This is a genomic window from Desulfovibrio intestinalis (genome assembly GCF_014202345.1).
GTDB lineage: Bacteria > Desulfobacterota > Desulfovibrionia > Desulfovibrionales > Desulfovibrionaceae > Desulfovibrio > Desulfovibrio intestinalis.
Genome location: NZ_JACHGO010000005.1, coordinates 251,526 through 265,496 on the forward strand (window position 1 = coordinate 251,526; position 13,971 = coordinate 265,496).

General features: G+C 51.8%; 10 protein-coding genes. 4 read left to right on the forward strand and 6 right to left on the reverse strand.

The window, feature by feature from the left end; translation table 11 throughout:
• Positions 1–5 precede the first annotated feature (5 nt).
• From HNQ38_RS09425 to xerD, 4 genes are all read right to left on the reverse strand, one after another.
• Entirely contained in the window at positions 6–437 is a 432-nt protein-coding gene (locus HNQ38_RS09425; protein WP_183719762.1) for a LapA family protein, read from the reverse strand.
• A 166-nt stretch (positions 438–603) separates the two neighbouring features.
• Complete coding sequence (locus HNQ38_RS09430; protein ID WP_183720121.1) at positions 604–1,137, reverse strand: HIT family protein; 534 nt, start codon at positions 1,135–1,137, stop codon at positions 604–606.
• 185 nt (positions 1,138–1,322) lie between these two features.
• Positions 1,323–4,010 (reverse strand): CBS domain-containing protein, encoded by a 2,688-nt coding sequence (locus tag HNQ38_RS09435; RefSeq protein WP_183719764.1) that lies wholly within the window; start codon positions 4,008–4,010, stop codon positions 1,323–1,325.
• Positions 4,007–4,942: a site-specific tyrosine recombinase XerD gene (xerD, locus tag HNQ38_RS09440; protein WP_183719766.1), complete on the reverse strand. Its 936-nt coding sequence runs from the start codon at positions 4,940–4,942 to the stop codon at positions 4,007–4,009. The genes HNQ38_RS09435 and xerD overlap by 4 nt, the downstream gene beginning before the upstream one ends.
• A 173-nt stretch (positions 4,943–5,115) precedes the next feature.
• On the opposite strand from xerD, the gene folK reads away from it, so the two are divergent.
• Positions 5,116–5,625, forward strand: coding sequence for a 2-amino-4-hydroxy-6-hydroxymethyldihydropteridine diphosphokinase (folK, locus tag HNQ38_RS09445; protein WP_183719768.1), 510 nt, complete (start codon positions 5,116–5,118; stop codon positions 5,623–5,625).
• Between the two features lie 110 nt (positions 5,626–5,735).
• On the forward strand, positions 5,736–6,029 hold the full coding sequence (locus HNQ38_RS09450; RefSeq protein ID WP_183719770.1) for a transcriptional regulator: 294 nt from the start codon (positions 5,736–5,738) through the stop codon (positions 6,027–6,029).
• Positions 6,030–6,122: 93 nt separating this feature from the next.
• On the opposite strand, the gene HNQ38_RS09455 is transcribed toward HNQ38_RS09450, so the two are convergent.
• Both HNQ38_RS09455 and HNQ38_RS09460 read right to left on the reverse strand, forming a co-directional pair.
• Complete coding sequence (locus tag HNQ38_RS09455; protein ID WP_183719772.1) at positions 6,123–10,457, reverse strand: acyl-CoA dehydratase activase; 4,335 nt, start codon at positions 10,455–10,457, stop codon at positions 6,123–6,125.
• Positions 10,458–10,685: 228 nt separating this feature from the next.
• Entirely contained in the window at positions 10,686–12,011 is a 1,326-nt protein-coding gene (locus HNQ38_RS09460; RefSeq protein ID WP_183719774.1) for a M23 family metallopeptidase, read from the reverse strand.
• A 183-nt stretch (positions 12,012–12,194) separates the two neighbouring features.
• On the opposite strand from HNQ38_RS09460, the gene HNQ38_RS09465 reads away from it, so the two are divergent.
• Both HNQ38_RS09465 and HNQ38_RS09470 read left to right on the forward strand, forming a co-directional pair.
• Positions 12,195–12,848 carry a protein-L-isoaspartate(D-aspartate) O-methyltransferase gene (locus HNQ38_RS09465; protein WP_246388086.1) on the forward strand — a complete coding sequence of 218 codons (654 nt, stop codon included), beginning with the start codon at positions 12,195–12,197 and terminating at the stop codon, positions 12,846–12,848.
• 38 nt (positions 12,849–12,886) lie between these two features.
• Positions 12,887–13,807 carry an Mrp/NBP35 family ATP-binding protein gene (locus HNQ38_RS09470; RefSeq protein ID WP_183719776.1) on the forward strand — a complete coding sequence of 307 codons (921 nt, stop codon included), beginning with the start codon at positions 12,887–12,889 and terminating at the stop codon, positions 13,805–13,807.
• The last annotated feature ends 164 nt before the right edge of the window (positions 13,808–13,971 follow it).

Below are 13,971 nucleotides of genomic sequence, written 5' to 3' on the forward strand. Positions count from 1 at the left end.
AAATTTTAATGTTTGTCAGGATCAGGCACAAGGGAATCTTCTACGCTCTGTACGGGCTTGGTTTCCACACTCTGAGCGCCTTCGGGTTTTTCCTTGTTTTTGTGAAGAAAACTGAACTTGGAGGCTTCAGCCTCTGATTTTTTCTTCAACTTGGCCATTTCACGCTCAAGATTGCTGATATGCCACTTGTGCTTCATCAGACGGGCAGACAGGTTCAGCTTGTCCCACACAAGGAAGCTAAGAGTAAGCAATGCTCCAAGAGCGAAGGCCACAATCACTAAAAAGTAGAAGGGCAGGGGAATGGAATGCATTGGCGGAATAAAGAAAAGATGGAGCGTCAGCACCATATCTTGAGAAAGGGGCCCCTGATTCTGAAAAAAGAATACGAGAGCAAGAAAAAAAACGACGGCCAGCAAGAGAACCTTGATATACCGCATAAACACACTCCTCGGGCTTAAGCTATCTCAAAAAATCTTCACGGGCTTTTTGAGAATGCCGCCCGCCCCAAAGGGCACAGCCTGCGCTCTCCAGCCGGTTTTTTAACGCCGCCCGGCGTAAAAAAACTTCCCGCCACAGCCTCCGTCAGCCATTCTGGTCAGGATATTAACCTTCCTGATGGGGCAAGGAACCGGCGCTACATGGCTCCCCGGCCATAGCGCCTTTCGTGAAATAGGGCTTCAATGCCGCATAGCTGCGGCTTAGATGTTCGGGCATGGTACGTACTTCATTAAAGACCGCCATAAAGGACGAGTCTCCGGTCCAGCGCGGCACCAAGTGAAAATGTAAATGTTCTCTAATACCGGCACCAGCAGCCTGACCTTGATTGAGGCCGATATTGATGCCTTCACAATTAAAGTGTTTCTTTAAAATTGCGGCACAAGATTGCATGAGGTCCATGATCTCATGCGTTTCTTCGGCGTCAAGATCGGTAAGATTCATGACGTGCCGATACGGACAAACCATTATGTGCCCATTATTGTAAGGAAATTTGTTCATTATAACGAAGGCGTGTTTGCCTCTATAAAGAACCAGACGCTGTTCGTCATCCAACGCGTCTGCGGAAAGGCAGAACACACAGGAATCTGGCTTTGGTCCAAGAATATATTCGATACGCCAAGGTGCCCACAATTGTTTCATAATTTTTTTTATATACACCGCTTGACCACCGGGAGCAAGAGGGAAGCTGCTGCCGCGGGCCAGAAGAATTTTCAGATAGTCAGCATTTTTAAAAAGCGAATAAATCATTATACGTTGTATGCATTCAAAAATTCCGCGATTAAGCCAAGTAGTTTCACTCTCGGCAATGGGGATGCCTGGAACTATTAATTTTTATGAAAATCCACTTCTTGTTTTTCCCGTAAGATAGTAACCGCAAGAGCAAGCTGGGCATCACGTCCAAGAGCTTCACCGTCAAGTTTTGCTTTGAGTGCACTTCGCAAAATATGGCTGTATAGCGGGCCAGGAGGCAACCCCAGCTCTTTAAGATCGTCACCGCTAATATCAGCCTTTTCATGCTGCCATTGCGTGATGTAGCGAGACAGTTTTTTCTGCAGGTCTTCGTCGCCGGTTTCTGCCATAAGATAAAGCAGCGACTCCAGAGACAGGGGGGCAAGAACCTCACAAAGGGCACTGACTTTTGATGTTTGACCATTTTGCCGCTTTTGCCATGCTTCAAGGCGGCCACGCACAGCGCGCATTTGTTCGCGCTGGTTAAGAATTTCTCCACGTTTATTTTCCGGCAACCCCAAACGGAGAAAGAGGTCAGATGTGTCTGCATAGGGCAAGCCGTGGCTGAGGCCCAAAAAATATACAAGCCATGCCTGAGGTATTTTTTCAAAGTACAGCAGGCGATACCAGGACAGCATATCCTGAAGAGTCTGCAGCAGCGCTTTGCGTGTAGGTATCAGCGTGAGTTGCGGGGCAATGGCAGACAAAATGCCCAATTGATCCATGCGCACGAGGCATGCCAGCGGGTTGTCTTCATCGCAGATATGCTTGAACTCGCCGAATAGGCGAGGCCCTGCAAGTTTGTCCATAAGCTTGAGGTCAAGAGCGTTCTTAACCAGCCTTTCCGCACTTGTACTGATACGAAAATCATAGCGCTGCTCAAAGCGTACCGCTCGCAAACAACGGGTGGGATCTTCAACAAAACTCAGCGTGTGCAATACGCGAATGACACGCTCTTTGATATCACGCTGGCCGCCAAAAAAATCGACCAACTGCCCAAATGGGGTACTATCCAACCGTACAGCCAGAGCATTGATTGAAAAATCGCGACGGAACAGGTCCATCTTGATGGATGACAACTCCACAGTTGGCAGGGCCGCAGGGTATTCATAATATTCCAAGCGGGCAGTTGCGACATCAATTCGTGATTCCGCTCCCTTGGCATCCTTGAAAATGACCACAGAGGTCAAAAACTCCTGATGTTCGCGAACCCTTCCGCCAAGTTCCTGGGCCAAGGCCTTGGCAAGGGCAATACCATTGCCCTCAACCACAAGGTCAATATCCTGATTGGGTTTGTTGAGCAAAAGATCGCGAACAAAGCCACCCACGGCATATACAGGCAAGCCAAGTTCGCGCCCCAGTTTTCCTGCCAGATGCAAAAGATCTTTGGCGGAAGGGGGCAATCTGTCCTGAATCAGCTTGCCAACGTGCCGTTCCTTGCTTGGCGAATGCTTGAGCACTGGCAGACTATCCTGCTCATGTGCAAAAACATTGATAAGATCAGTGCGGGTTACAACGCCTATTACGCGCTCTTCCTCAACAATCGGCACAAGCCGTTGCCGTCCGCCAACAATAATTGCGGTGAGATCCTTGAGAACTGCCTCGGGCGGCAACATTTGCACTTGCCCCTGCATATAATCCTCAACCAATGCTCCCCCAAGGCCGTGGGCACTTGCCCGCGAGGCCGTTTGTGCATCCAGCAGACCGTTGCAGAACCGTGTTCCCGGCTTGAAAACAGGCACGGCTTTCAAGCCGAAATGAAGCATGAGCTCATCCGCTTCACGAATGGTGGCTGTAGATTCAATGCCAACTGCCGGAGAAGACATGTATTCACGGGCGGTCTTGTCAGGATGGGCCTGCTCATATAATTGGCGCAAAATGGCTTCACGAACTTCGTGCAGGGTCATATGTCGTATGGAGGCAGAAGCGGCGTAAGCATGGCCACCTCCACCCAGTGCAGCGCATATGTCGCCCACATTAATGGCATCGCTTCTGCTGCGGGCCACGACCTGAATACGATCTCCCATAAGGCCAATGGCAAAGAGAACGGGAAACTTCTCCATCTCAATAAGCCGATGCGCCAAATAGGCAAAGTCGCCCAGGTAATGCTCCATAGAAGCCTCGGCCAAAACAACCTGGGTCCTGTTAATCGTATAGGATTCGGCAGATTCAAGAAGACTGTTCAGGGCTTGAATGTGCAGGCTGGTCAGTTCGTGCGCGGCCAGGTCATTAATGCGGTTAACATCCATGCCTTGCCCAAGTAGCCATGCTGCCGCCTCAAAATCTTCAGGAGTTGTTGAAGAATAGGTAAAGGAGCCAGTATCCCCATAGATGCCCAAACCCAGCAAGGTGGCATCTTCAGGTTCAAGGCGTATATTATGTTCACGCAGCTGCTGCACAAGAAAGCTTGTAACCGAGCCTGTCTGGGCAAGGTGTACTGTGCCAGAAGTAATATCATCACCGGAATCAGGATGATGGTCCCACATTTCAACAATAACCCCGGGGCGGTCAAGCAGGGGGGCCACATGGTTCACTCGCCCACGTTGGCGTGTGTCGACCAATACAAGCCGCTCAAAGGAATCCCAATCAAGATTGCTATTGTCGGCAAAGCTGTAGGCCTTAGTGTCTAGGCTGGCATAAACTTTTTGTAGGCCGCGTTCCTGACTGCCGGGAAAAAGCAGCACATGCGGGCTGTACAGGTGACGGGCTGCAAGCATGGCTGCAAAGGCGTCAAAGTCTGCATTGGCGTGGCAGGTAATAAGTGTAGCTTTAGCAGCGCTCACATCTGGCTCCGAGGGTGAAATTGGCGGTGGATACCGCGCAGGCGCTCTGCCTGAACATGGGTATAAATTTCTGTGGCGCTAATGTCGGCATGTCCCAGCAACAGCTGTACGGCCCTCAGGTCAGCTCCGCCTTCAAGCAGGTGCGTCGCAAAGGAATGCCGAAAGGTGTGTGGTGAAATAGCACGGCGAATATTGGCTTCAAGAGCGTATTTTTTCACCATTTTCCAGATATACTGCCGGGTAAGCGCACGCCCGGAACGATTAACGAAAAGCTGGTTGCCTGTGGGAGAAAACGCCGGGCGCCAATTGTTGATATAATCTTCAAGCAGGCGTTGCATGAAGTCGTGTAAAGGCACAAGCCGTTCTTTGGATCCTTTGCCGAAAACACGCACCAAACCGCGTTGAAGGTCCAAATCTGGTACACACAAACCGCAGAGCTCGGAGACTCGTAACCCTGCTGCGTAAAACAATTCAAGCATGCAACGGTCACGCTGGCCTCCCCGTTCACGCATATCAGGCTGAGCCAGCATTTTTTCCATTTCTTCGCGGCTCAAAACTTCCGGCAAATGCTGTGGAAGCTTGGGATTATCCATCAACTGGGCAGGGTTCACCTTGATGACGCTTTCCTGCAAGGCAAAGTCGAAAAAAGCACGCAGGGCAGACAAGCGTCTCGCCAATGTGCGCCCAGTATTTTGGCGGGCTCTGAGCCACGCCAGATAAAGAAATATCTCCTGTTCGTCAGGCTGGGGCGTCAAAGAAGCGCCGTCTGCCAATTCCTGACGGAAGAGAAAAAAATTTTCAAGGTCCTGGCTGTAAGAAAGAACGGTTTGTGGCGACAAACCTCTTTGAGCCAATAGATGGTCCTGCCACAAAGGCAACAAGGCTGCTAATGGGCAGAGTGAAGAAGATAAAGGCGGTGCGATTTCGGTCATGAATGCATGCTAGCCGCCTTGAGCCCTGCGAGCAAGTTTTTTACAACCACTACGGCTGGATGCATGACAGGGGGCGCTTTTAATCTGAATTGCAGCATGCTACTAGCTTCAATACCCGTATGGAAAAGCTGACTCAGTGAACATTCTGTCCTGAAAAAGGAATAACCACACACATGAATGAGTATTTTCAGGTTTTTGTAAGCTTGGGCTCCAACAGCGCAGACGCAGCAAACATGCTGGATCTTGCCCGTCAGGCTTTGGCAAGCTTGCCCCAAATGCGCCTAGCGGCAGTATCGCCAATTTACAGTACCGCGCCACAAGACTACGCCGATCAGCCTTGGTTCTTGAATCAGGTGGCCGAACTTGTTGTAGATGCCCGATGGCGGCCATGCTCGCTTGTGGATGCTCTGCTTGAAGTGGAAGTCAAGCTTGGCCGTGTGCGCAGTACCGACCCTGCTCTTCGTTTCGGCCCCAGAACCATTGACATAGATCTATTGCTTTTTGGGGAAGAGAGCAGCACCGATGAGCATTGCCTTGTGCCCCATCCGCGACTCACGCAGCGCGCCTTTGCTCTAGTTCCTCTGCTGGACCTCGCTCCTGACATTATGATCAACGGTATTTCCGCAGCAACGTGGCTTTCTCGCCTGCGGTATGCGAAGGACGGGCAAAGAATTTCTCAGTGACGAGAGGGGCTCTCTGTGATAGTGTTCGCAACGGCTTGTAGGCAGCTTGCCGGAGCCATAAACTTCAGCCGATTCGGCACTGTGTCCCGCAGGCCTAAGGAGCATGACTGATGTGGAAATGGCTTATTTTGATTTTGGCGGTTTATGCCCTGTATCGTCTTTTCTCTAATGATGTGCTTAAAAAGAAAAAGGAAAACAAGGAAGAAAACGCCGCTGAGCTGGAACGTAAAATTGCCGCCGGGGAAATGGTTAAAGACCCCGAATGCGGAACATACGTTTCTGCTGAGGGCAATATATCCGTACGCGATGGTGAAACCATCCACCATTTTTGCAGCTATGAGTGTAGAGATAAATTTCTGCAACGCCTGGAAGAAGGCGGCCGCGAGCTGCCCCCACGCGAATAGAATTCTTTCATAGTAAAGTCATGATGGGTGGGAAATGTGCCAATACGGCCATATCCCACCCATCATGTTTTACAGATAGACGTTTTTAATCAATTAGGTTACGCCGCAAAGCTTTTTGGCAAAATCGGATTGATCCTGGAGATCACCCAACCGTAAAAATCCCTGTTTACGGGCCATGTCTCTAGCAATGGCCATGAAAAGACGAATACGATTCAGCTGGTTGGCCTCACTGCTGCCAGGGTCGTAGTCAATGGCCATGATATTTGCCTGAGGAGCCGCGCGGCGTACGGTTTTGAAGGCTCCACGGCCAACGATATGGTTGGGCAGGCAGCCGAAGGGCTGAAGGCAAAGAATGTCCTTTGCGCCGTGGTTGAGAAATTCAAGCATTTCTGCCGGCAAAAGCCAGCCTTCTCCTGCTGCATTTCCCAGTGAAAGCATGCTTTCGCCCATGCGGGCCAACGTGTCCAAATGGGCTATGGGCATGACTTTGTCAGCAAGGGGAGAGCGGGCCAAGGCCTGCCGCATACTGACCCTCAAATTTTCCACTTTTCTGATTGCCAGAGTACTGCCCAACGCTCCCAAGGCACTCCCGCCCTGGCGCTGCCAGTCGTAAATGGAATCTCTCAGGCAATAGAGCATAAAGTTGGTAATGTCCGGCAACAGGGGTTCTCCCCCTTCCTGCCTGATAATATCCACAATATGCCTATTGGCATCAGGATGATAGGTGAGAAGTATTTCTCCCACCACGGCAACGCGTGGTCGATGGTCTCTGTCCAGGCCAATCTGTTCGAAATCACGCACGAGACGATCCATCGACTGGCGGAAAGCCAAATCATCGCCTTGCCGCACAATGGGCGCCAACATGCGCAGCCAGTGGTCAATTCTTTCCTCGGTATCGCCCGAATGCCGTTCGTATGTTCCAGTATGCAGCGAAAGACGCTGCAACATATCACCGGCCAGCATCCCCAGTACCATTTTATGCAGCATCATTCTGTTGGGGCGGAACCCTGGATGACTGTCCACCCCCGTTGTACTCATGGTCAGTATCGGCACGGATTCAAAGCCACATTCAATCAGGGCTTTGCGAAGCAAGGCCGGGTAATTACTGGCCCTGCAGGGGCCGCAGGTCTGGGAAAGCAACAGGGCAGTACGTTGGGGGTCGTGCGCGCCACTTTTCAATGCATGTAAAAGCTGACCAATAGCTACAATAGCCGGATAGCAGGCGTCGTTATTCACATGGGCCTGCCCGAGGCTAATGGCCTCAGGGCTTACACGGGGCAACAGCTTGATATTGTGCCCACTGCCTACGACACCTTCTGTAATCAGAGGAAAATGCAGGGGAGCCATCTGCGGGATGAGAATCAGGTGGGATTTTGCGTCTTTTTTAGAAAAAACAGGCGACGCTGGAGGAGGAATAAACGTCTGCTTGCCGCCTCTGCGCCCTTCGGCTACGGCAAGCAATGACCTGACCCGTATTCTGGCTGAAGCAAGAGCGTTGCCCTCGTCCATTTTGATAAGCGTATACAGCTTACCGTACTGATGAAGCTGTTCACGCACCTGGTCAGAGGTAATGGCGTCAAGCCCGCAACCAAACGAGGTGAGCTGTACAAGCTCGACCCGGGCTTGGCCGTGCTCACCCTGGCCCGCCCAGGCGGCTGCGCGGTAAAGCCTGGCCGGATAGGTCCATTGGTTACGAACTCGCAATCCGGGCACTGCCGTCTTGCGCAACCAATGGCGGGGCAGTGAGTCTTCACTGAGTACGGTAGCCCCCAGAGAAGCTATAAAATCTGGCAATCCGTGGTGTACCTGGGGGTCCGCATGGTAGGGGCGACCAGCAAGTACTACCAGAGTTCCCCCTTGGCGGCGCGCTGCCGTATACAATTTATCGGCTTCATTGCGCAGTTCACGCAGATAATTTTCCTGTTCTTGCCGCGCTGCCCGGATAGCTGCTCGCACGTCCCCTTTGGGCAGTCCCATCTCCTGAGAGAGGTTCCGAACCAGGGAAGCCGTATGGTTAAGATTCACAAACGGCGTGTACATTGATGCACTGCCGTTCACCAGCTCCGGCAGGTTATCCCGCACTACCTGCGGATAACCGCAAGCCACAGGGCAAGAAAAAGCATCGCACATCTCGCTGAATTCTTTGGCTTCACGAGGAACACAGGGCATGAATATGCGAGTGACACCTTTTTCAATAAGAGAAAGCACATGCCCGTGAGCCAATTTTGCGGGATAGCAAACGCTCTGCGAAGGCACCGAGGCCAAGCCCCGGGCAAAAAGTGAACGATTGGTGGGGGGGGAAAGCTCAACCCTGAAGCCAAGTTCAGTAAAGAGCGTGAACCAAAAAGGATAGTGCGAATAGACAGTCAATACCCGTGGTATGCCCAAAACTCCGCGTGGCGCATGTTCGAGAGCCAACGGGTTATACCGGAACACTCGCTGGTGCTTCCAATCATAGAGGTTAGGGGCTTTTGCCGTTTTTTTACCAAGACTATTGGCGAACTTGTCACAGCGGTTGCCTGAAAAATGCCGCGCGCCATGCGAAAAACGCGTTTCTGTGAGCAGGCAGTTGTTTCCGCAATCGCGGCAACGAAAACTGCGACTGCGCATTTGGAAGTCACGCAGGTGTTCGGCTGTGAGGGGTGAGCAGTGTTCCTCATCGGCAGGGCAAGCATCAAGGGCAGTCAGCGCAGCGCCGTAGGCTCCCATAAGACCGGATGAGACCGGGCGGTGCACACTGTGCCCCAAGGTTCGCTCCATAGCGCACAGCAGGGCATCATTGAGAAAAGAACCACCCTGAACAACAACATGCAGGCCCAGTTCATCCGTACTTTTGATGCGCAGTACCTTATCCAGAGCATTGCGAACCACCGAGTAGCAAAGGCCTGCCGCAATATCAGCTGCCTGCATACCTTCTTTTTGGGCCTGGGTAACTTTTGAATTCATGAAAACCGTACAACGTGAGCCAAGGTCTGCCGGATGCTCTGCGTAAAGAGCTGCCTGAACGAATTCCTCCATGCTCATGCCAAGCCCGAGGGCAAAGCTTTCAAGAAAAGCTCCGCAACCTGCAGAGCAGGCCTCATTAAGGCTCACATCCGCAATCACTCCATTTTCGGCTTTGAGGCACTTCATGTCCTGACCGCCGATGTCAATGACATAACTTACTTCAGGCACTATACGGTGTGCCGCCTTGAAGTGGGCCAAGGTTTCGACTGTGACACAATCCAGCTTCAACGCCGCCTCGGCAAGCTGTGCTCCGTAGCCAGTAGCTGCCGTGCCTGCAAGCCATGCCTTGGGAGGAATCTGCTCAAGCATATCGGCAAGAGGCGGCAGGAGGACTTGCAGGGGATTGCCACCATTGGATACATAGCACGAGGCCAGCAAGCGCTGTTGGCTATCCATAAGAGCGGCTTTAACTGTGGTCGAGCCAAGATCAAGGCCCAGATAAAGAGGGCCAGTGGCTTCGCTCATATTTAATCGGGGCAGCCTGTCATCAGAGTGCCGACTTCTAAAAGTTTCGTATTCGCGCTCATCACTGAAAAAACGAGGCAAAGCCTTGGTCAATGGGTTTGTTTGCTCACAGGCCAAGCTTCGGGCCTGCCGGGCCAGTTCATCCAAGCGCACAAGTGATGTTTCCGCTTGCCTGTCCTTTACGCACAGGGCCGCGCCATGTGCGGCTGCGCACTGAGCGTGGGGCAGATAGGCAATTTCATCATTTTCCAGATGCAGGGCAGCAATGAAGAGCTTTTTCAGCTCTGACAAAAAATGTAGCGGCCCTCCCAGAAAAGCTACTATACCCTCAATAGGTCGCCCACAGGCCAGCCCACCAATGGTTTGTTCAACCACTGCCTGAAATATGGAGGCCGCAATATCTTCTCTTGCAACGCCGCCATTAAGCAGAGGAACAATATCCGTTTTGGCAAAAACGCCACAGCGCGAAGCTATGGGGTAAAGAGTGCTGTGGCGTGATGCCAATTCGTTGAGACCTTGGGCATCAGTGCTGAGCAGACGGGCCATTTGGTCGATAAAGGCTCCTGTCCCTCCTGCGCAGGATTCATTCATGCGCAGTTCCACATCCTGACCAAGATAGAGCAGTTTGGCGTCTTCACCGCCAAGTTCGACGGCAACACTGGTTTGCGGAGCTGCCGCGGCCACCGCGCGAGCAGTGGCCAGCAATTCTTGCTCGAACGGCAAGGACAGGGCTTCGCCAAGATCCAGCGCACCTGAGCCCGTGATGGCGCATCGCACAGGTAAAAGGGGATATTTTTGAGCCAGTTCACCCAAAAGATTGGATAACGTAGCTCTAACTGCTGTTCCGTGACGACGGTACATAGTTTCAATAACCATGCCCTCAGCGTCCAGAAGCGCTAGTTTGACTGTCGTGGAGCCTATGTCCAGACCAAGAAAAGCCGCAGGATGTGGAGACACAAATAAGTCCTCACATTTCTGTGTGTTTATGAAGGGGCAAGAAACCTGCCTGCATCAGGCAGAGTTCCTGATTAGAAAAAAGACGAAATATTCTCTAACTATAGATTCAGGATATACTGTAAGCCGAGGCAAAGACAAGCCCTAGTTCGCAAAAAAAAGAAGCGTGTGCCCATTTTTTCAAGCCGTAGTTAGCTGAAAAAATGGCCACACGCTCTGATTCATATTTTTCTACTGGGCCATTGAGGCATCAAGTCTGTCAGTAATGTTGTCGCGTATCCATTTAGGATCAAGCCACTCCAAGGGAGTCACTTCAACGCCACCCACCATGATGCCAAAGTGCAGATGGTCACCAAAGGCCAGCCCTGTGGTGCCAGTGTGTCCAAGAAGCTGCCCCTTCTGCACGACTTCGCCCGCGTTAACCACGGAGTCATTGAGGTGAGAGTAAAGGGACATGAGCCCCAGGCCATGATCGAGTACAACTATATTACCGTAAATACCCAGGTCGCCGCTGAAAATCACGCGGCCACTATTGGCGGCAGGCACTTCGGCGTTACGCACCGAGGCAAGGTCGAATCCCAGATGATAAGACTCGCCGACCTGCTTACCTTGGTAACTGTAAAAGCGGTGGTCTGCAAAACCCGCGCGCGGGGCCGAGCGGGGCATGCGTGTAAAAACACCGCTCCACAGCATGGCTGATGCCGAATCTCTGCTTATATTACGCAAATCATCGACATTGGCGGCGCGAATCTGATTATTGATATAGAGGTAACACTCAAGAGGGTTGGCAGCATTGGGTGCCAGGTGGCGCAATTTGCCCTCTACACCCAGCAAAAAATTATCGGTCAGTTCAAGGCTGTCGCTTTTGAATACGCGCTCAAAGGCCATAACCGTCAAGCGGTTTTTGGCAACGTTGCCTGCAAGGTCCGTAGCAGTGATTTCTACACTATTTTTGTAATCCTTCGCCGTCATCGTGTAGGGGAAGGGGAAAAAGCAAATATAACTGCCGTCTTTTTGCAGATAGCCCGGCACAAAATAACCCGCCACAAGAACGCCGCTGGTTGTTACGTCCTCATCAATGGTATAGCGAACAACCGCAGCGCCGCCACGGCGCACGTTGGGGGGCAGTGTTTTGACCGAAATACGAGGGGGCTGCGTATCAAGACGCATTGGAAGCTGCAAAGTACGGGTATTCCCCTGACCAAAGCCAGCCAGCGACCCGTCTGTGGAGCGTACTTCAAGATCAAAAGCTCCCTCACGAAGGTTGGCGTCCCTAAGGGTAACTTCAACCGTACGTTCGGGTAAGTATTGATCAAAGTGTTTGCTAAAAATAACATTAAGTACGTTATTTTTTTTCACACCGACTGTAACGGATCTAATTCCTGAGACATCCCGCATAGTAATCTTAAGTACACTGGCCGGAGACACCCTGCCAGTATTGGGAGAAACTTCAATAATGGGACCTTCAAGATCCTTAAAGAAAGTATAGCCGCCCACTCCAAGAACGGCCAAAACAAAAATACCAAGCACAGTAGAAAACATATTTTTTTTTCGCATTGCGGGCTCCTCATTAAACTCAAGGGAAAGCCTTGCATAAAGGCCGTCAACTTTCAAGGAAAAGTCTGGAACATTTATAAAGACCATGAAAGCATCGCATGCATTGACTTGGCAGGAAAAATCTGTTCTCACTTCCGCAGTATGCAGAACGGTAGATATTCAGGCATAAGGGCGCATGAGCGCATGACAACCGCCGCGGTGGATCCCAAGCGACTGCGGCGGCGCATGGTGCGTGACCAACTTGAAGCCAGAGGAATAAAAAATGCTGAAGTATTGGCAGCCATGAGCGCCGTGCCTCGGCATCTTTTTGTTCAGGAAGCTTTGCGCGCTCAAGCTTACGAGGACACGCCGCTCCCCATTGGTCATGGACAAACCATTTCGCAGCCCTATGTAGTAGCTCTGATGAGTCAGCTACTTGAGGTGAGCAGGGGTATGCGCGTTCTGGAGATTGGCACCGGGTCCGGTTATCAGGCTGCGGTGCTGGCAACTATGGGCTGCACTGTTTTTACGGTAGAACGCCTGAAAGAACTCTATCAAAGCACAGCAGGACTCTTGCGGCAGCTGGGCTTGCGCGGTATCCACATGCAGCGGCGTGACGGAACGCTGGGAATGCCCGAAGCTGCACCCTTTGACAGAATTATTGTGACAGCAGGTGGCCCGGAAGTTCCGCGCCCCCTGACCGACCAGCTGGATGAAGGCGGAATTTTGCTTATTCCGGTAGGGCCTCGCCCACGAGCTCAACGGCTTATGCGCCTTCGCAAAGAGCAGGGGCGTCTAACAAGTGAGGACTTGGGACCTGCCATTTTTGTGGACCTGGTGGGCGACCACGGCTGGTAACAACCAGAAGATATACCCATCAAAAACAAGGAGATATCATGGCTTCCTGTTCCTCCTGTTCTTCGTCTTCCTCTTGTCCCAGTGCTACGGGCAAGGGTGGAGACGGAAAATGCAATGACCCAATGGCCCAACAAGACAAAATTATTGCCGACAGGCTCGGGCACATTCGGCATAAAATCTTTGTCATGAGTGGCAAGGGTGGGGTGGGCAAAAGCTCCGTTACGGTGAATACAGCCGCAGCACTTGCCCGGCGTGGCTTCAAAGTGGGCATTCTTGATGTCGACATGCACGGTCCGAGCGTCCCCAACCTTCTTGGCCTTACCAGCACTGTTGAGATGGACCCCAATGGCGAACTGATGCTGCCAGCGGCGTACAACGAAAATCTGGCCGTCATCTCTATGGATTCGCTACTTCAGGATAGAGACCAGGCCATTTTATGGCGCGGTCCCAAAAAAACGGCAGCCATCCGGCAGTTTATTTCTGATGTGAAGTGGGGAGACCTGGATTTTCTGCTTATTGACTCGCCTCCCGGCACTGGCGATGAGCATATGACTGTTATGCAATCTATCCCCGACGCGCTCTGCGTGGTAGTTACAACACCACAAGAAATTTCCCTTGCTGATGTGCGCAAGGCCATAAACTTCCTGCAGTATACCAACTCCAACGTGTTGGGCGTGGTAGAAAATATGAGCGGCCTTGTCTGCCCGCATTGCCACCAGGAAATTGACCTGTTTAAAAAAGGCGGCGGCGAAGAACTCGCCAAGCGTTATGCGCTGAAATTCTTGGGTGCGATCCCCCTGGATCCCACCACAGTAGTCGCAGCGGACCGTGGCGTCCCCGTTGTTTATCTTGATGCAGAAAGCCCGGCAAAAACTGCCTTTCTGGATTTGGCGGATGCCATAGCATCCGCATGCGACAACAGCCTGGAAGCCTTGGCCAGCACACACGCTGGCAGCTAAAGCTGACGTGAACATATCGCTGGGACGCGTGATTTTTTCGCGGACAGCTCATGTTGTTCCCTGTGGCATTTCGTGCCGATAAGAAATAAACTCCTCTGCAGGGCTTTAAGGCCCCTTGCAGGGGAGTTTTTTCTTCTTTTCTCCTGTTTGCTTTTATGTTATTT